General features: G+C 39.6%; 13 protein-coding genes. 10 read left to right on the top strand and 3 right to left on the bottom strand.

The genetic code is table 11. From position 1 onward, the window contains the following. Positions 1-81: 81 nt before the first annotated feature. The 7 genes from FZF08_RS29090 to FZF08_RS29060 all read left to right on the top strand — a co-directional run bounded on the left by FZF08_RS29090 (position 82) and on the right by FZF08_RS29060 (position 13357). Positions 82-2928: a triple tyrosine motif-containing protein gene (locus tag FZF08_RS29090; protein ID WP_159477527.1), complete on the top strand. Its 2847-nt coding sequence runs from the start codon at positions 82-84 to the stop codon at positions 2926-2928. A 168-nt stretch (positions 2929-3096) separates the two neighbouring features. Continuing rightward, positions 3097-6132 carry a TonB-dependent receptor gene (locus tag FZF08_RS29085; RefSeq protein ID WP_159477524.1) on the top strand — a complete coding sequence of 1012 codons (3036 nt, stop codon included), beginning with the start codon at positions 3097-3099 and terminating at the stop codon, positions 6130-6132. 13 nt (positions 6133-6145) lie between these two features. Next, on the top strand, positions 6146-7639 hold the full coding sequence (locus FZF08_RS29080) for a RagB/SusD family nutrient uptake outer membrane protein (RefSeq protein WP_159477521.1): 1494 nt from the start codon (positions 6146-6148) through the stop codon (positions 7637-7639). A gap of 134 nt (positions 7640-7773) precedes the next feature. Beyond that, positions 7774-9126 (top strand): glucoamylase family protein, encoded by a 1353-nt coding sequence (locus tag FZF08_RS29075; protein ID WP_159477518.1) that lies wholly within the window; start codon positions 7774-7776, stop codon positions 9124-9126. 59 nt (positions 9127-9185) lie between these two features. Next, entirely contained in the window at positions 9186-10559 is a 1374-nt protein-coding gene (locus tag FZF08_RS29070; RefSeq protein ID WP_159477515.1) for a glucoamylase family protein, read from the top strand. Positions 10560-10701: 142 nt separating this feature from the next. Further along, positions 10702-11682, top strand: coding sequence for a kelch repeat-containing protein (locus FZF08_RS29065; protein WP_159477512.1), 981 nt, complete (start codon positions 10702-10704; stop codon positions 11680-11682). Positions 11683-11725: 43 nt separating this feature from the next. After that, positions 11726-13357: a M1 family metallopeptidase gene (locus FZF08_RS29060; RefSeq protein ID WP_159477509.1), complete on the top strand. Its 1632-nt coding sequence runs from the start codon at positions 11726-11728 to the stop codon at positions 13355-13357. 3 nt (positions 13358-13360) lie between these two features. Here FZF08_RS29060 and FZF08_RS29055 read toward each other — a convergent pair whose 3' ends face one another. From FZF08_RS29055 to FZF08_RS29045, 3 genes are all read right to left on the bottom strand, one after another. Next, entirely contained in the window at positions 13361-14023 is a 663-nt protein-coding gene (locus tag FZF08_RS29055) for a thiamine diphosphokinase (RefSeq protein WP_159477507.1), read from the bottom strand. A 92-nt stretch (positions 14024-14115) separates the two neighbouring features. Further along, the gene (locus FZF08_RS29050; RefSeq protein WP_159477504.1) at positions 14116-14724 is read right to left on the bottom strand and encodes a YigZ family protein; all 609 of its coding nucleotides are present in this window, start codon (positions 14722-14724) and stop codon (positions 14116-14118) included. Then, complete coding sequence (locus FZF08_RS29045) at positions 14714-15901, bottom strand: MFS transporter (RefSeq protein ID WP_159477501.1); 1188 nt, start codon at positions 15899-15901, stop codon at positions 14714-14716. The genes FZF08_RS29050 and FZF08_RS29045 overlap by 11 nt, the downstream gene beginning before the upstream one ends. A gap of 193 nt (positions 15902-16094) precedes the next feature. On the opposite strand from FZF08_RS29045, the gene corA reads away from it, so the two are divergent. The 3 genes from corA to FZF08_RS29030 all read left to right on the top strand — a co-directional run bounded on the left by corA (position 16095) and on the right by FZF08_RS29030 (position 19229). Then, positions 16095-17039: a magnesium/cobalt transporter CorA gene (gene corA, locus FZF08_RS29040; RefSeq protein WP_159477498.1), complete on the top strand. Its 945-nt coding sequence runs from the start codon at positions 16095-16097 to the stop codon at positions 17037-17039. Positions 17040-17068: 29 nt separating this feature from the next. After that, positions 17069-17656, top strand: a complete 588-nt coding sequence (locus tag FZF08_RS29035) for an N-acetyltransferase (protein ID WP_159477495.1) — start codon at positions 17069-17071, stop codon at positions 17654-17656. Positions 17657-18245: 589 nt separating this feature from the next. Then, entirely contained in the window at positions 18246-19229 is a 984-nt protein-coding gene (locus FZF08_RS29030; protein ID WP_159477492.1) for a glycosyltransferase family 2 protein, read from the top strand. The last annotated feature ends 288 nt before the right edge of the window (positions 19230-19517 follow it).

The raw sequence follows: 19517 nt of genomic DNA, 5'->3' as shown, positions 1-19517 counted from the left end.
TGTTTTTAAATATACTAGCATAAGCAACCGGCAATAAACAGGTAAATCGACATTAAAAACAAATTAAAAATGATTTTTTTAATGATAATAGAGTGTTTTTTTAATATTTTATTTTCCGGTAAGCACAGTAAAAATAAACTGCTCGCACGCTACATTTTACTTATCTTCAGCATACTTCCTTTCCTGGCAGCCGCACAGGAAACGCCTCAGCTTATAAATTACCCTAATACAGTTTACAAAGCCCACAACCAAAACTGGGAAATAGCCCAAAGCAAAGACAACATTATTTACGTTGCCAATTCCGACGGTTTACTTGAATATGACGGTGCCGTGTGGAAATTATATCCGCTTCCAAACCGGCAAATAATCCGAACGGTTTTTTGTGATACTGCGGCAAACGGAGACTCACGGGTCTATGTCGGAGGATTTTCCGAATTTGGATACTGGCAAAAAACAGGAAAAGGACAGCTTATTTACCACTCATTAAGTGAGAGTGCAAAATTCCAAAGCCTGAAAACAGAAGAAATCTGGCACATTACCAAAACACGCAATGCCATTTATTTTCAGTCTTTCGCACGGATATATAAATATGATGGCAGAAAGATAACTGAGCTGAAATCATCAGGGAATTTTATGTTCATCCGCAATGTCAGGAACCGGTTGTTCTTCCATATGCTTACAAAAGGTCTGTATGAATTGAAAAACGATCAGTTTATACCACTTCCCGGCACATCAATTCTTGCCAATGCCGTTGTTTCTGATATTCTTCCTTTTTCCAACAACAGGCTGCTAATCACGACTACAAAACATGGTTTATTCCTTTATGATTTCGAAAAATTAACCGAATGGAAAATTCCGGTTAGCGAAGAATTAAAAAAGAATATCATTAATAAGGCACTGGTACTAAGCCCGGATAGCAGTCTTGTTTTTGGGACAATATTAAAAGGACTTTACATTCTTGATAAAAACGGCAATCTGAAATATCATTTCAAGAAAGAAAACGGTTTGCAAAATAATACCGTTTTAGCGATAAGCGAAGACAGCAGAAAGCATCTATGGCTGGGTATGGATCAAGGCATTGACCTGATAAAATTGTCATCCCCTATCATTTCCTATCAAACCAATGACAACCCTCTTGGCTCTACTTACGCCGCCGCAATCTGGAAGGATAAACTTTATGTAGGATCGAATAACGGAGTTTTTGTAAAAAAGTGGCCGTCGTCTGAACCCTTTCGGGCCATTCCCGGCCTTGAAGGACAAACCTGGAATCTTAAAGTGGTCGATGATCAGCTTTTGTGCGGGCATAATGATGCCACTTTCCGGATTGAAGAAAACGGTATTCAAAGAATTTCCTCTGTAACAGGTGGCTGGGTTTTTCTTCCGGTTGAGACAAAAAAAGAAAAGCTATTATTGCAGGGATCTTACACAGGGCTCCACGCTTACAGGAGGGATATCAGTGGAAACTGGATTTATGCATTTGAGGTAAAAGGAATTCCGCCTATTCCCATCAAACAAATTGTACAGACAAAAGATGGCTCGCTATGGCTGGCTCATGCTTACAGGGGACTATTCAGAGCGGTTTTAAATGAAAATATGGATTCTGTAAAAGTCTGGCAGGAATATAAATCTCCGGTAGATATTCCCAGTGAGTTTGCAATCGAAATAACGCCTTGGGAACAAAACGTACTTATCCATTCAGGAATCAGCTTTTTTAAGCCAAATGAGCAGCATAAGTTGATGCCTTACATGAACTTGAATATTAGTGATGGCGATGCTTTCAAAGTCCGGTCAGGTTTGGATGGAGACTGGTTTAAAGTTTATTTAAGCAAAGTACTTATCATCAATAAAAACGTCTCCCGTTCACTGGATTTGTCGCTTTTGAGGAATAATGAAACCATTATCCCGTTATCGTCTCAATATTATTTTTTCGGCCTGGACAATGGTTATGCACTTTATGACCGAACAATTGCTGAAAAGCCAGTTACCGCTACCATAACTCCGGTCATTCGCAGGGTAATTAATTTGAGGAATCTCTCAGAAATATTTGAAACGAAAAGTAATACGGTTTTACCAAAAAATGTCCGGTCTATCCGGATCATGTATGCTTTGACTGTTTTTGGACAAAATCTGCAATACAAATATCGTTTGAAAGGACTTTCCGAACAATGGTCGGAATGGACGGACCAGAGTTATGTTGAATATACCAATCTGGATTCCAAAGAATATACTTTTGAAGTCAAAAGTAAGCTGAATGAACAGATCACTACCTACCGTTTTTCAATAAACCCGTATTGGTATGAAACCGTTTGGGCCAAACTATTATTCGTGTTAATAGCCGCAGCAGCATTAACCGGAATTATGTTTTATCAGGAAAAAAGATTGATCAAACATCGTAAGAAACTACTGGAAGAACAGGAAGAAAAACTACGCCAGCAAACATTGGTGAATGAAAGAAGGATCATCGAAATCCGAAATGAAAATCTTCAAAGTGAAATAAAAAACAAGAGTCAGCAGCTAAGCAATGTCGCGATCAACGTCGTCCGTAAAAATGAAATCTTACAGGAAATCCGTGATGAACTGCAACAGGTTAAACAGGATCTTGGTCAGCAATTACCCAATATTCATTATCAAAAATTACTGCATAGTATCGAAAGGAATGTTGCCGGGAAGGACGACTGGGTTTTGTTTGAAGAAAATTTCAACGAAGTGCATGACGAATTTTTCAAACGTTTAAAGAAAACCTGCCCTGAAATTTCACCATCAGAACTCCGGCTAGCCGCTTGCCTGCGTATGAATCTTTCAAGTAAAGAGATGGCTCCAGTACTTGGGATTTCTCTTAGAGGTATCGAAATCAAACGATACCGACTTCGAAAAAAACTTCAACTGGCAAATGATTTCAATCTCAATGAGTATATGATGGAGGTCTAAATCATATAGACAAAACCAATAATTTCTTCTTTAAACACCAAAATTCATTGCATTATTCTTATTGATGTAGTGGTGATGTAGTCCTATTTTTGACATTGGCTATGATTACTTCTTAGTTTTGGAGACAATTTAATCTTTGTAAAGTTCAAAATACCTAACTAGAAACCAATGAAAGCAAATGTACGATCACTGTACTTGTTGATCATTTTTGCGTGCATGACCACACTATCGTTCGCGCAAGGGATCAATATAACAGGCAAGGTCACTTCGGCAACAGACGGCACTGGACTTCCTGGTGCAAGTATTTTAATTAAAGGAACCACAACAGGAGTCCCTACCGATTTAGAAGGAAATTTCGCAATTAGTGTTCCTTCAACATCATCAATTCTGGTTGTATCCATGATCGGGATGACATCACAAGAAATTCCGGTGGGTTCTAATTCAGTAATTAATATCGTACTCCAGGATGATGCACGTGCATTGAATGAAGTGGTGATTGTTGGTTATGGAACACAGAAAAAACTGGATATTACAGGTTCTGTGGTTTCAATAAAAGGGAGTGAGATATCAAAACAATCTTCTATTAACCCTGTAAGTGGTCTACAAGGTAAAGTAGCCGGTGTTCAAATCAACAATTCAGGAAAACCAGGTGAGGCGCCACAAATTCGTATCCGTGGTGTCGGTACCGCTTATGGTAGTCCAAACCCGCTTTACGTAGTGGACGGAGTCTGGTTTGATGATATCAGTTTCCTTAATTCAAATGATATCGAAAGCATGAACATCCTGAAAGATGCTTCAAGTCAATCGATTTATGGTGTTCGCGCAGCAAATGGTGTTGTGTTGATCACTACAAAAAAAGGAAAATCAGGAAAAGCGATCATTGATTACAATGGCTATGTCGGTGTTCAGAAAGTGACCAACCAGATCAAAATGGCTAATGCGAATCAGTACGCAACTGTAACTAATGAGCTGAGCGCAATTAATGGAGGAAAACAACTGCTGGATCCATCTCAATATGGTGAAGGAACGGACTGGTACAAACAAATCCTTCGTGATGCATTTATTACAAACCACCAGATTTCTGTCAGCGGTGGTGGAGATAAATCAACTTATGGTCTTTCACTTGGTTATCTGAAACAAGACGGCATTGTTGACAAAAATAATTTTAAACGTTACACAGCACGTTTCCAAAACGATTTCCAGATCTCCAAAAATCTGAAAGTTGGATATACAGCGACAGGTGCGTTCAGTAAATCAAATGACGAAGCCGGTGGAATTTTCCGTCAATTATACGCGGCCGCCCCGGTTGTTCCGGTTTACAATGCAGATGGTTCATACGGTGATCCTTCGAAATTATTTCTTGGAGACGCCGTTAGTTTTAACCCACAGGTTACTGTTGATGTTTTCAATCAGGTTACAAAAAAGACATTGTTGACAGCAAATGCTTACGCAGAATTGTCATTTTTGAAAAATTTCACATTCCGTACAAGCCTGGGTGGACGTTACGGACAGGATGAAACAAGAACTTACAATCCGGTGTATGCAGCAACGCTGACACAACGTAATACGAACAGCTTACTGACTTTTGTGCGTCCACAAGCTCGTTACTGGATTTTTGAAAATACACTGACATATACCAAAGAAATCGGTAAACATAGTTTCACTGCACTTCTTGGTCAATCGGCCCAGCATGATCAATCGTATAAGCTTACTGCTACTGCACGTGATGTTCCTTACAAAAGTGAAGGTGACTTATATCTTGCTTTGGGAGATGCTGATACCAAAAGCGTTACGGATGAGGGTGATTTAGCGACCTATTCATCTTATTTTGGTCGGGTTAATTATTCCTTTTCTGACCGTTACTTGATCAATGCATCTTTAAGGGCAGATGGGTCATCCAAATTTTACCAAGGCGGAAATGCCTGGGGTTATTTTCCATCTGTGGGAGCGGGCTGGGTAATCAGCAATGAGCCTTTTTTACAAAACCAGAAAGTATTTGATAACCTGAAACTTCGCGGAAGCTGGGGTAAAATCGGCAACGCCTCCGTTCCTTCAAACCTTTCAACGTTAACTGTGGCGACAGGTGGATCCCTTGCTGCTATTTATGGTGGTACTGTTAATACAGGTGCAAGTATAAACTCCATTATTCCTCCAATAACATACTGGGAACGTGGTGTGGGTACAGATATCGGTTTGGAAGCATCGATGTTGAAAAACCGTCTATCTGTTGAGTTAGATTATTATACTAAGAAAACAGAGAGAGCCATTTTTGATATACCTGTTTTATCTTCTATCGGTACGGCTTCCGGAAGTATTTTGGGAAACCAGGCTGATTTCCAAAATAAAGGATTTGAAGCTTCTATCAGCTGGAGAGATGAAATTGGTAAAGATCTCTCGTACAGCATCGGAGTCAATGGTAGTGTGAATAGCAACAAAGTTTTATCTGTTTCAACCGGTGCTAACCCGATTTATGCCGGTGGCGTAGGACTTACAGGTGGTGCATTGGCAACAAGAACGCGTGTTGGTGACCCTATCGGTTCATTCTACGGATACATTGTAGACGGTATTTTCCAAAACCAGGCTGAAATTGATGGATCTGCACAGAAAACTGCGAAACCAGGTGATTTCAAATACCGTGATATCAGCGGAACAAACGGAACACCTGATGGTAATATTACTGGTTTGGACAGACAAGTAATTGGCAATCCAAATCCAAAATATACATACGGTATCAATACCACCTGGAACTATAAATGGCTTGATCTGACATTGGATTTCCAGGGTGTTGCTAAAATTGATATTTACAATGCAAACATAGGCTGGCGTTATGGAAATGAAAATGTTACGAAAGATTTTTATGATAACCGCTGGCATGGAGAAGGAACTTCAAATACCTATCCTTCTGCAAATATCGGTGGGGGCAGCAATTATCTTCCAAATTCATTCTTCGTACAAAGCGGAAGTTATTTCCGGGTTAGAAATGCGCAGCTAGGATTTACTTTACCAGCAAAGATTACAGACCGTTTGAAGTTGAGAAAACTGAGAGTGTATGCCAATGCGCAGAATGCACTTAACTTTTTTAAATATAAAGGACTTTCGCCGGAGGTTAGAGCGACTGATAATAAACCAACAACGGCCGGAATTGATGCCAACGTTTATCCGTTGTCAGCTACCTACAATTTTGGTTTAAACATTACTTTCTAAGATCATCACGACTATGAACAATATAGATTTTAAAACAAATTTTAAACGAATCGGGCTTTATGCCGGACTTACTTCCATGTTGCTTTTTCCGGTCGCATGCCAGGACAGTTTTCTGGATACTGATCCGCAAGGTAAGCAGGCGGGTGACGTTTTCTGGGTAAATGAAAGCGATGCGACCAAAGCCGTTAATGCCATGTATGCGAATTTGCGCAGTTTCGACAACATCGCTTTCGGATCAGTAGCGATTGAAAGCTTAGGTTCTGATGAAACTGAAAAAGGAAGCTCTTCATCTGATGCAACTTTCCTGAATACGTATGATAACTTTTCAGTAGGTTCTACGGATGGCCAGCTAGGTGCATTTTGGTCTGCTCAGTATAAAAATATTAACTATGCCAATCAGGTTTTAGATAATATTCCAGCCATAACCATGACTGCGGCACTGAAAGACAGATATCTGGCGGAAGCAAAATTCATCCGTGCGTATTCTTATTTCAGACTGGTTCGTGCTTTTGGTGATGTTCCTCTGAGGCTTAAAGTACCAGCTGGAACATCAGAATATAACATTCCAAAAACAGCAAAAGCTGAAATTTATGCGGCCATTGAAAAGGATCTGACCGAAGCAGAAGCTGTATTGCCGACAAGCTACGGAAGCGCCGATTTAGGTCGTGTTACCAAAGGAGCTGCTCTTTCTTTGCATGCCAAAGTATCTATGTATCAGAAAAAATGGCAGCAAGTATATGACTTGACCACTCAGGTGATTGGTTTAGGTCAGTACAAACTGGTTGCCAATTATGAGCAGTTGTTCAGAATTGCCAATGAAAATTCTACTGAATCTGTTTTTGAAATACAAAACGAGCTGGTACTCGAAAATGCAGATGCATCCAATTCTCAATATTCCCAGGTACAAGGTGTAAGAGGTGTTGTAGGTGGTGGATGGGGCTTCAACGTTCCAACGCAAGCATTAGCCGATGCATATGAAACAGGAGATCCAAGAAGAGACGCAACGATTATTTTCCGCGGTGAAACAACACCGGAAGGTGACTTCATTCCTACCGTTGGCGACAATCCGATGTACAATCAAAAATCTTACGTGCCTTTCAGTATGTATGTTTCAGGTTTTAATGAAGGTGCGCAGCAAAATGTCAGGGTGATCCGCTATGCTGATGTTTTGTTAATGAACGCAGAAGCAGCTAACGAATTAGGAAAAACTACTGAGTCATTGGCTTCATTGGAAATCGTTCGGGCGAGAGCAAGAGGAACAAGTACGACGGTTTTACCAAAAGTTACAACTACCGAACAAGTTGCGTTGAGAACCGCGATTTGGCACGAACGCCAGGTTGAATTGGCTATGGAATTTGACCGTTATTTTGATGTGATCCGTCAGGGAAGAGGAACTGCTGTTTTTGGACCAAAAAAATGGATTGCAGGAAAAAATGAAGTATGGCCAGTTCCTCAAACTGAAATCGATTTGAGTGGTGGTGTATTGACACAAAACGCCGGATACTAATCCATAAGATTTTTGCAAAACACCGGTCTCCAAGTACTAAAAAATCAGTATTCTGATTATAAAACTTCGGACCGGTGTTTTCTTTTTCTCTAAAATGGAATTTTTCTTTTCCCAATTCATCTAACAGTCACCTGGTGAAAAATTGTTTTCAAATATTTCTGTTACTTCTGGCTGTTTTTGCTTTTGGCTGCAAGAGTGATGATGTAAAAGCACCTGAAATTATCGCACCGGTAACTTTCCAGATTGACTCGACAGATAAATTTCCAATTATCTCAGATGACGCGCTTTTGACATTGGTACAAAAGCAAACCTTCAAATATTTCTGGGATTTTGGACATCCGGTTAGCGGTTTGGCAAGAGAGAGAAATACTTCCGGTGATGTGGTTACCTCGGGTGGAAGCGGATTTGGTATCATGACAATCCCGATTGCGATAGAAAGGGATTTTATAACCCGAGGCCAGGGATTGGAAAGAATGCAGAAAATAGTAGCATTCCTGAAAACCAATACTCAAAAATTTCACGGTGCTTTTCCACACTGGATTAATGGCGCAACCGGAGCCGTGGTGCCTTTTAGCGCAAAAGATGATGGGGCTGATCTGGTTGAAACTTCCTATTTAATTCAGGGACTTTTGACCGCACGACAATATTTTGACGGAAACGACGCAGCGGAAACTGCTTTAAGAAATGATATCAATACAATCTGGTATGGTGTAGAATGGGATTGGTTCAGAAAAACGAATGAAAATGTGCTGTATTGGCATTGGAGCCCGAATTATAACTGGGACATGAATTTACCGATCAAAGGCTGGAACGAATGTCTAATTACCTACGCACTGGCAGCTTCTTCACCAACGCATGGTATTCCAAATAGTGTTTATGAAAATGGCTGGACCGGAAATGGTTCGTTCAAAAATGGCAATAGCTATTATGGAATTACATTGCCACTGGGAAGCGCTTATGGCGGTCCGTTATTTTTCTCTCAATATTCCTTCCTTGGTATTAACCCAACCAATCTTACCGATAAATACACAAATTATTTAACTCAAAATCAGAACCATACCTTAATCAACTACAACTATTGCAAGACCAATCCATTAAAATATAACGGGTATAGCGAACTCTGCTGGGGATTAACAGCAAGCGATATTCAAGATGGATATAATGCCAATTCTCCAACGAGCGACAAAGGAGTTATCGCTCCTACCGCAGCTTTGTCGGCGTTTCCATATACGCCCACGGAATCGATGAAAGCGTTGAAATTCTTCTATTTTAAACTGGGTAACAAGCTTTGGGGAGATTATGGATTTTATGATGCATTCTCTTTACAAACGCCTTGGTACGCAAGTTCCTATCTGGCTATTGACCAAGGGCCTATCATCATCATGATTGAAAATTACCGCAGCGGCTTGCCCTGGAAATTATTTATGAGCTCACCAGAAATAAAAACGGGAATGAAAAATCTCGGCTTTCAGAGCCCGAATTTATAAATCCGTATTGATCGCCCTTGGAGCGAATTATTTACTACCTCAACAAAAAATTAATTAGCATGAAATCATTACTCCTGTCACTAAGCATATTATGCTGTCTGCTTATTTCTCAAAACAGCATCGCTCAAAAGAAAAAAACTACATCAACTCCAACCGTTTTTAACCCTGTCAACCGTCCAAAAAACTTATCTGATACCGCTTTACTTGAATTGGTACAAAAACAAACGTTCCGATATTTCTGGGATTTTGGACATCCTGTCAGTGGAATGGCGAGAGAGAGAAGCAATGTCGCTTTCGATTATGGCAATGAAGTGGTTACAACAGGTGGTACCGGATTTGGCATTATGGCCATGATCGTAGCAGCTGAACGCGGCTGGGTTCCGAGAGATTCGGTATCTAAAAGATTGCTAAAAATGGTTAAATTTCTATCCAAAGCAGATCATTACCATGGCATTTTCCCGCATTGGCTAAATGGCGGAACAGGTAAAATTATTCCATTCGGTAGAAAAGATGACGGTGGGGATTTGGTAGAATCATCCTTTTTGTTTCAGGGATTAATTTGTGCCAAACAATATTTCCAGGGACAAAATGATACAGAAAGAGATTTGAGAAACCGGATTACATGGATCTGGGAAGAAGCAGAATGGGACTGGTACACAAGGGGAAATCCGGATCAATTGTTCTGGCATTGGAGCCCGAATAATGGCTGGGCGATGAATTTTGAATTGCGCGGGTATAACGAAACGCTGATTACCTACATTATGGCAGCGTCGTCGCCAAGGTATCCGATTACTGCACAAGTCTACAACAAATGCTGGGCACAAAGTGATCATTTCAAAAACGGTAAAGAATTTTACGGCGTAAAACTGCCTTTGGGATTTGATTTCGGTGGTCCATTATTTTTTGCACATTATTCATTTTTGGGCTTGGATCCACGCAACCTGAAAGATCAATACGCAGATTATTGGGAGCAAAATTTGAATCATACCATGATCAATTACAAACATTGCGTCGCTAATCCTGGAAAATTTAAAGGGTATGGAGAAAACAGCTGGGGATTAACGGCCAGTGATACCTATGACGGATATAATGCATTTTCTCCCACTAATGATTTTGGAACAATAACACCCACTGCCGCATTATCTTCTTTCCCTTATGCACCACAACAATCGATGAAAGCGTTGAGACACTTTTACGATGATTTGGGTGATAAAATCTGGAGTGAATATGGATTTACTGACGCATTTAATGAATCACAAAATTGGTATGCGAAGTCGCACCTGGCGATTGATCAAGGCCCGATAATTGTTATGATTGAAAATTACCGGACAGGTTTACTATGGAAATTATTCATGAGCAGCCCGGATGTTCAGAACGGTTTAAAAAAACTAAATTTTGAAAGCCCTGCCCTAAAAACAATCAGCAAAAATTAACAGGTCATTTGCCAAAATTCACAAGAATTGATGGTCGTTAACGGCTTTTCGAAATAATAAAATATAATTGTACCTTGATGGCATTTAACAGCGTTCATGGAATTAAAATCCATGAACGCTTCCATACCTGATACAATTGATCATGAACCTACTTCTCAGATTTGTAATTCTTTTTACAGCTATTAATACAATGGTTCCCGTGGTTTCTGCTCAAATGTGGAAAGCTGTCGAGCCGGAGAATCTTCCCGTTAAAAGACTGGAAAATGCTATGGCCGAAGCCAATGGAAAACTGTATCTGGTCGGTGGCCGGGATATTAAATCGGTGGATGAATATGACCCAAAGAAAAACACCTGGGTTAGCCTTAGTAATACTCCGCTCGAAATGAGTCATTTTCAGGCAATTTCTTATCACGGCGAGATTTATGTCCTTGGAGCATTCACAGGCGGATATCCTCATGAAATTCCGATTCCTAATATTTACATTTTTAATCCGGATAAAAATGAATGGCGCAAAGGCCCGGAAATTCCTGAAAACAGGCGCCGTGGTGCTGCCGGTGCATTTGTTTTTAATGATAAAATCTATATCGTTTGTGGTATTCAGGATGGTCACTGGGATGGACAGGTTGCCTGGCTGGATGAATATGATCCGGCAAAAAATACATGGAAACAATTGGCTGATGCCCCAAGGAAAAGGGATCATATACAGGTCGCCGTTGTTGATAACAAACTTTACGTAGCAGGCGGTCGCCTTTCTACCGCACGGATTAATCAGGTACTCAACACAACCATTGCCGAAGTGGATGTGTATGATTTCAAAACCGGTAAATGGGAAACCCTGGATCCTTCCAATAATATCCCAACCAAACGTGCCGGAAATACAACGGTCGTTTTGGGGCATAAGGTTTTGTTTATTGGTGGAGAAAGTGATGCGCATGTGGAAGCCCACAATGAGGTTGAAGCATTTAACACACACACCCAGAAATGGGAAAAATATCCTTCCATGCTTCAAGGCAGACATGGTACCCAGGCCGTTTCAATGCATAAAAAAGTTTACATAGCAGCGGGTTCGGGTAATCGCGGCGGCGGTCCTGAATTGAATACGCTGGAAGTTTTAGAAGATTAGTCAAAATGCATTCCTATCCTATTTTATAAAATCCTACATATTAATGTTAAAGAAACTCTTTTCTTTCTGTCTGGTAATAAGTCCATTTTTAACTTTTGCCCAAAAACAAACCGTCTTTACCCACGCCGATACTTTGCGTGGTTCTATAACACCTGAGCGTGCCTGGTGGGATTTGACCTACTACCATTTAAATGTAAAACCAAATGCAAAAGACAGTACGCTTACAGGCAGCACGGTTGTCAATTATAAAGTTTTAAAACCAAATCAGGTTTTACAAATCGATTTGCAAGAACCGTTAAAGATTGAAAAAGTAATACAGGATGGCCAACCTTTAACTTACAAAAGAGATGGAAATGCGTTTTTCATCACGTTAACAAAAAAACAGGAAAAGGGAAAATCGGAATCGATTGAGGTTTTTTATTCGGGAAGACCGCGTTTGGCAAAACGTCCGCCATGGGACGGTGGCGTGCAATGGGTACATGATGGAAACGGGAATACAATAATTTCTACTTCCTGCCAGGGACTTGGTTCCAGTGTTTGGTGGCCATGCAAGGATCACATGTATGACGAGCCGGATAGTATGATGGTTAGTATCACAGTTCCAAAAGGTTTGACGGATGTTTCAAACGGGAAACTTCGCAGCGTGGTTGAAAATAATGACGATACACATACCTTCAACTGGGCCGTTATTAATCCGATCAATAATTATGGTGTCAATATGAATGTCGCAAATTATGTAAGCTGGTCTGAGACCTTCAAGGGCGAAAAAGGAGATTTACCTTTAAGTTTTTACGTTTTGCCACAAAATCTTGAAAAGGCAAAAGTGCAGTTCAAACAGGCAAATCAAATGCTTAAAGCTTTTGAGCACTGGTTTGGGCCGTATCCTTTTTATGAAGATGGATATAAATTAGTGGAAGTTCCTTATTTGGGTATGGAACATCAAAGTTCGGTGACTTATGGTAATGGATATAAAATGGGTTATCTGGGCCGTGATTTGTCAAAAACGGGCTGGGGTTTAAAATGGGATTTTATAATCATTCATGAAAGTGGTCACGAATGGTTTGCCAATAACATTACTTATAAGGACGCAGCCGATATGTGGGTTCACGAAGGATTCACGAATTACTCTGAAAATCTTTACACGGAATATTACTTCGGTAAAGATGCCGGTGCTGATTATGTTATTGGAACGCGCGCACTTATTGCTAATGATATTCCTATTATCGGGCCATATGGTGTGAATGAATCCGGTTCAAGAGATATGTATTATAAAGGCGGAAATATTCTGCACACGCTTCGTCAGGTTGTAAATGATGATGAAAAATGGAGGCAGATCTTACGTGGCCTTAATAAAACATTCTACCATCAAACCGTCGAAACGGTGCAGATTGAAAACTATATCTCAAAACAAGCCGGAAGAAATCTGAGCAAGGTCTTTGATCAATATCTTAGAGATACAAAAATTCCGGTTTTGGAATATACTATTAAAGATAACAGCGTACAATACCGCTGGTCCAATGTGGTAAGCGGATTTGATATGCCGGTCAAAATAAAACTGGGTGACTCAAAAGAACAATTTGTTTACCCAACCGGCGAGTGGAAAACATTAAAAACGAAGGGAGAAAAAACTTTGGTGGTAGACCGTAATTTTTATGTTGAATCAAAAAGCGTTTAAGTTTTAATCCCAACATTCCATAATTAACAAGTCACCTTTTGAGGCGGAAATCCGAACCATTCCGTCGTTTTCCGCCTCATTGCTATTTCCGGTACGATGACCCAATGTCAGGACTTCATCATTCAGATTATATTTCAATCCTGTGGTTTTAATTCCTTCAACCACACCAACCGGAATAAGAGAAATCGGGGTTTTGGCAACATACCATTTTTCAAAAACTCCGGATAAAGGGAAAATTTTTGAGTAATCATCAAACAAAACCAACCGGATTGTTTCTTTATACCGAACCAGATTTGTAATATTTGTTATGGCATGATCTGCGCGACGCCCCGTTGCCCAAATAATATTAGCGGCAGGAAATCCTTCCTCTATTAAATAATCAATCGCTTTTTCAAGATCTGTTTTTTCCTGATCCGGCGTATGAACGATTTTCAAAGGATACTGACGTGCTCTTATTTCTTCAAAATCATGGTTATGATCAAAATCCCCCAGCCATACATCCACCTTAATACCCAATTCAAGAACCCGATAAATGGCGTGATCAAGGACAAGAACCAACGGACTCCATTCCAACAATTGCCCCAATAGCTCCTCGCTGCAAGCTTCTCCGTTCGCAATAATTAAAGCGGGTTCCTGTTTTTCCCTGATAATATGGTGTGATGACATAAGCTTGATATTTTCGACACTCGTCGATTCCAACGAAGTTACGAAGTAATAAATAATTTTAGGGATTGAAATAGCAACAGAAAGCTTTCCGATTATTCCATCAACTTTATCACCAATCCTTCTACCTTTTCGCAACGTGTAATAAATCGTTCCAGGAGCGTAGTCCTGACTTCAACGACCATCTGACATTCCATTTCGAAGTTTTGTTCAAAAACCGGCAATTCCATTTCCTTAATAATCCGCATAACATCATTCATCTGGACATAGGAAAATTTGAGTTCGTAAATCACAACCAAATGTTTCACAACAATCTCCGCATTTTCCAACGCATCTTCGGTTGCTGACCGGTATGCGTTAATAAGTCCGGGAATTCCTAATAAGGTTCCGCCAAAATAACGGACAACCACAACCAGAATATTTGTTATTTCTTTCGAATATAGTGTATTCAAAATCGGTCTTCCGGAAGAGCCGGACGGTTCGCCATCATCACTCAAACGATAGTGCATTCTGTCCAGACCAAAACGGTAAGCATACACATGATGGTTGGCTTTGGAATGTAATTCTCTTAATTTTAACAGATGAGTTTTAGCTTCATTTTCTGTTGAAACCGGAAAAATGAAAGAAATAAATTTGCTTCCCTTATCCTTGTAAAAACCTTCGGCAGGTTCAGCGATTGTCTTGTAAGTATCTTCAAATAACACGGCTCACCTTTCTTTTATATCGGTATAGCAAAATAGTATAAATCAAAGCTGCCGCAGCAAAAGCTGCCATAATCATAAAAACCAGTGGCAGATTTTCCACTTTATTCGCAAAAAGAGCGGCTGAAAGAAAAGCGCCCAGCCCAATCCCCGCTTCAAGAGAAATGTACATGGAGGCAATTGCACGTCCCCGGTTATGGTCGTTGCTTAAATCCACCGTCCAGGCGGAAAGTACCGGAGATAATATTCCCATCGAAATCCCGAAAAATGCTGCGCCTGTGACAAAAAGGAATACAGAATCCGCATAACCGGTAATGATCATCGATACGATCAAAATGGTGCATCCGGCAATAGTTACCGGTATCCGGCCCTTTCGGTCAGAAAGTTTTCCGGCAACAAAACGGATCAATATGGAAAATAAAGTGAATACCATGAAATAGATGCCCCGGTTGTTAAGCCCTAAATATTCACTAAAATCCGGGCTTAGGGTGGCTACTGCGCCAAAACCAAAGTAAGCCAGAAATGTTACAAAGGCAGGACTAAAAACATCTGGCTCAAAAATATCCCGCCAGGTGATCTTAAACGCTTTTACGGAAAGCCGCTCTTTTTCAACCAATGTTTCTTTCATGTTGAAAAGTATAACAATAGACATTAATGCGAAAAGAGAAGAAGTATAAAAAAGTGCATTGATTGAAAAAGACTGACTTATCATACTTCCAACAGCCGGCCCAAAGGCCGAGCCTACACCCATACACATGCCGTGAATTCCCATTGCTTCTCCTCTGCGATTTGCAGGAATAATGTCCGCAATGTAAGCTGCCGTCCCTGTCGGCTTAAAACCTGTTGAGAAACCGTGAACCAATCTTAATAATAAAAAAGGCATGACCGTTGTAAAAACAGGATATAAAAACCCGCAAATAAAACATACCAACGATCCAAATGCCATAACGGGGACGCGACCAACCCGATCTGTAAGCCGACCGCTAAAAGGCCTTGATATTCCGGCAGTTAAGGTAAATAAACCGATGATAAAACCCTTATATTCTGCACCTCCCATGGCTGACAAATAGCTTGGAAGCTCGGGGATAAGCATATTGAAACTTGAAGAGAAAAGAAAGGAACTCGTACCAAGCAACCAAAATTGCAATGTAAATATTCCGGGAGAAGCCGTATTTTGCATCCCGTAAATTTACAACTATCTTGGTGAATAGTTGAAATTGGAGCGTGGAAAGTTGATAGTTAAAGGTGGAGAATTGAAAATTCCTTTAATTTTGGGTCCGATAACCCAAATTTCTGAGTAGCGTGGCTTGATCAGAATCACATTTACCCGTGCACCCACTTTCAAATTTCAATTCTCAACTTTCAACCGAAAAATGGTCAGAATATTTTATAAAGAGGGAAGGTTAATCAAACGCGAAAATGATATTCGTGAGCTTGGAAAGGTACAAAACCTTGTCTGGGTTGACCTGCAATCCCCGTCAGCCGAAGAAGAGGAATGGGTTGAAAACAAATGTGATATCAGTTTTCAAACGCCTCAGGAAATTGTAGAAATTGAAAGCAGTTCGCGGTTTTTTGAACAAAATGAAACCATCAATGCCAACTCCAACTTTTTAAGCATCGACAGAGATGGTTATAAAACGTATCCTGTTTCATTTATTCTTCATAAAAATATACTTTTCACATATCGGCGGGGTGATTCTAAAACTTTTGCGGATACGGTCAAAAAAATGAAAGTAAGTCCGGATACATTTCAGACCGGCGTTGATTTTATGCTGATGTTGCTGGAAACCAGGATCGAGGCTGATGCGGATTCACTTGAAGGAATATCACGGGATATTTCACAGATCAGTAAGGATTTGGCTCACGAGCAAAAAGCGAGACAGGAAGTTCTGATCCGGATCAGTGCTTTGCAGGAAACCACCATGATGCTTCGGGAGACCAGTATTGACAAACAGCGGGTACTTTCCGGAATTTTGCGCAGCCAGTATTTTCCGGAAGACAGGAAGGAACATTTGCGGATTATATTGAAAGATATCAGCTCACTTCTTGAATATACCACTTTCAACTTTGAGCGGCTGGAATATCTGCAAAATACTTTTATGGGTTTGATCAATCTTGAACAAAGTCAGGTAATCAAGATTTTCACCGTTGTGACAATTATTTTCATGCCTCCTACCCTCATTGCGGGAATTTTTGGCATGAATTATAGCCAAATTCCATCCACGGATGAACCCTGGGGTTTCTGGGTTTCTTTACTCCTGATGGTACTTTCTTCATTGGTCGTACTCTGGTTTTTCAGAAGAAAAAGATGGATTTAATTTTATAATATTCTATTCCCAATATTTCCATGTCCAATTACACTCCTGCCTCAATTGAATTAACATTTGCAGAAACACAAAAAGATGTTGAAGAAATTCTGTCTCTTCAGCAACTTAATTTAAAAACCAACGTCTCAGAAGAAGTTAAAAACGAACAAGGTTTCCTGACTGTCTGTCACAGTACGGAACAACTGGAAATCATGCGAAGTCTTACACCTCAGATCATAGCAAAAGCAAATGGAAAAGTAATTGCTTTTGCCCTTGCCATGCTGCCATCTATGGGAAAACTGATCCCGGATCTTCAGCCGATGTTTGACCTTGTGGATGATATTGAATGGAACGGTAAATTAATTAGAGATTACAAATACTACATGATGGGGCAAATATGTGTAGCGGCAGAATTCCGGGGACAAGGAATTTTTGAAAAATTATATCACACACATAAAAATTTTTATGAAAAAGAATTTGACCTGTGCATCACAGAAATTTCAACATCCAACAAAAGATCCCAACGTGCGCATGAAAAGGTAGGTTTTGAAACAATTCATCTGCACAAGGATCATGTTGATGAATGGAATGTGGTGGCATGGGAACTAAAACAGATTGCGATTCCTTAAACAAGCAACAGGATATAATACAATTAATAATAATGCTCTTTTCATATACCTGCAATAGTAATATGGCGGGTAGAGATATCTTTACTAACCCAGACTGAAATTTCATAAAAAAAAATTTTTTTATTTCTTTAACCTGTAATATTCAGTAAATCAATTATTTCTACTACTCAGCCAATTAAAAAAGTACAATTAATATTTAGAATATCAATGTAATATTATCCTAAATGTCAATTGTACACTTGTCCTTCTTCCAACCCTTTTTCCTGAATCAGTGTCATAATTGTAATGGCATAAAACTTGCAACAGATTACGTCAATATCAGGTATAGTCTATTAACGGAGACAAATTTATATACCTGACGTGAATCAAGGTTTATATGTGATGGGCAGTGGCAGTATCGAACAATGCTCTGAATTAATTTGGAGCGAGTTTGGAAACGAACAATGAATCATGGAAAATGGCGTTTCAGTTCCAACTTGTGAGAATCATCTGCCATAGGCTGATTTAGTAAAACCGCTATACCGATCTAAAATAATGTATTTTAAAAGGTATTAGGTTATTCAATTCATTTAACTAAATAACCGACTGAATGAAAAGTATCTCAGTAATAATTCCTAATTATAATGGGAAACATTTATTTGAAAAGTATTTTGGGCATAATTTCCATGTACTAATGTCCATCAAAACGGATGTAGAGATCATTGTAATTGACGATGCTTCAACAGATGAATCTGTGGAATATTTGCAACAGAATTATGGAGATACCATCACACTCTTGAAAAAAGAAACCAATTCCGGGTTTTCAGAGACCTGTAATCTGGGTATTAAGCAGGCTAACAATGATTTAATTTTCCTGCTCAATACCGATGTTACACTGGAAGAAGGTTATATAGAAAAGCTTTATAAATATTTTGAGAAAGGTGATACGTTTGGAGTAATGGGACGTATCATTGGAATGGATGATGATTTGATCCGTGAAGCGGCAAGGGAACCGAAAATCATGGGACGTAAAATTAAATCGTCTGATCTGTTTCATCTTCAAAATATTAATGCCTTAACGCCGACTTTTTATCTTTCGGGCGCTAATGCACTAATGGATACCAAAAAACTGAAAACCATCAACGGCTTCAATGAAATGTTCAATCCTTATTATGGAGAAGATCAGGAGCTCTCGATTCGCGCATGGAGAATGGGCTGGAAATGCTACTACGAACATAATGCTGTTTGCCGTCATGAAGTAATGGCAAGCACTAAAAACCATAATCCTAAAAAGGCTATTAAGAGAATCCATTTCAGAAATCGTTATTACGTGCATTATCTGCACTTACAAGGGATTGATCTTACGCTTTGGCATATGCAGATTTTACTATGTGATGTCCTGCTAGGAATTTTATCCGGTCAGTTTTACAAGGCAGAAGCTTACATGGATTTCCGGAGAAACCGTCAGGGACTCATCATCAAGAAAAGTGCGTTTACTAGACAAATGAAGAGAAATCACTCGAATATTGGTATTATTGAGGTGATTGAAAACATTAAGATAATGCTAAAATATCAGCACGTTATTAAGTTGTAACAATCAACAGCTTATTTCCAATAAAAAAGATAAAGCCTTTCCCGATCCCTGGAAGGGCTTCGTTTTTATAAAATACTTTACCTGGATTGAAAAACCATTTCTCGTCACTTCCAGAAATTGGTCCTACAAAATAATAATTTGCTTCAACAGTGATAATTTGCTTTTATAAATAAGGATTTGCCAAACAGTTTAAATGTCAAGATATATTTGATAAAATTCTGCTTGAAATTCCGGCACAAAGCATGTAGATTTGTTTTTTGCGGCAACCAATTTATTATGATGTCCGCC

Source organism: Dyadobacter sp. 3J3 (assembly GCF_009801115.1).
Taxonomy (GTDB): Bacteria; Bacteroidota; Bacteroidia; order Cytophagales; family Spirosomataceae; genus Dyadobacter.
Note: the sequence above shows the minus strand (reverse complement) of the source record. Positions and strands in the feature narration are given on the sequence as shown.

Bases quoted from the DNA above. Each gene is read 5' to 3' on its own strand.
- FZF08_RS29070 (WP_159477515.1), top strand. From the start codon at position 9,186: ATGAAATCATTACTCCTGTCACTAAGCATATTATGCTGTCTGCTTATT.
- FZF08_RS29035 (WP_159477495.1), top strand. From the start codon at position 17,069: ATGTCCAATTACACTCCTGCCTCAATTGAATTAACATTTGCAGAAACA.
- FZF08_RS29085 (WP_159477524.1), top strand. From the start codon at position 3,097: ATGAAAGCAAATGTACGATCACTGTACTTGTTGATCATTTTTGCGTGC.
- FZF08_RS29055 (WP_159477507.1), bottom strand. From the start codon at position 14,023: ATGTCATCACACCATATTATCAGGGAAAAACAGGAACCCGCTTTAATT.
- FZF08_RS29090 (WP_159477527.1), top strand. From the start codon at position 82: ATGATAATAGAGTGTTTTTTTAATATTTTATTTTCCGGTAAGCACAGT.
- FZF08_RS29045 (WP_159477501.1), bottom strand. From the start codon at position 15,901: ATGCAAAATACGGCTTCTCCCGGAATATTTACATTGCAATTTTGGTTG.
- FZF08_RS29065 (WP_159477512.1), top strand. From the start codon at position 10,702: ATGAACCTACTTCTCAGATTTGTAATTCTTTTTACAGCTATTAATACA.
- FZF08_RS29080 (WP_159477521.1), top strand. From the start codon at position 6,146: ATGAACAATATAGATTTTAAAACAAATTTTAAACGAATCGGGCTTTAT.
- FZF08_RS29030 (WP_159477492.1), top strand. From the start codon at position 18,246: ATGAAAAGTATCTCAGTAATAATTCCTAATTATAATGGGAAACATTTA.
- FZF08_RS29060 (WP_159477509.1), top strand. From the start codon at position 11,726: ATGTTAAAGAAACTCTTTTCTTTCTGTCTGGTAATAAGTCCATTTTTA.
- corA (WP_159477498.1), top strand. From the start codon at position 16,095: ATGGTCAGAATATTTTATAAAGAGGGAAGGTTAATCAAACGCGAAAAT.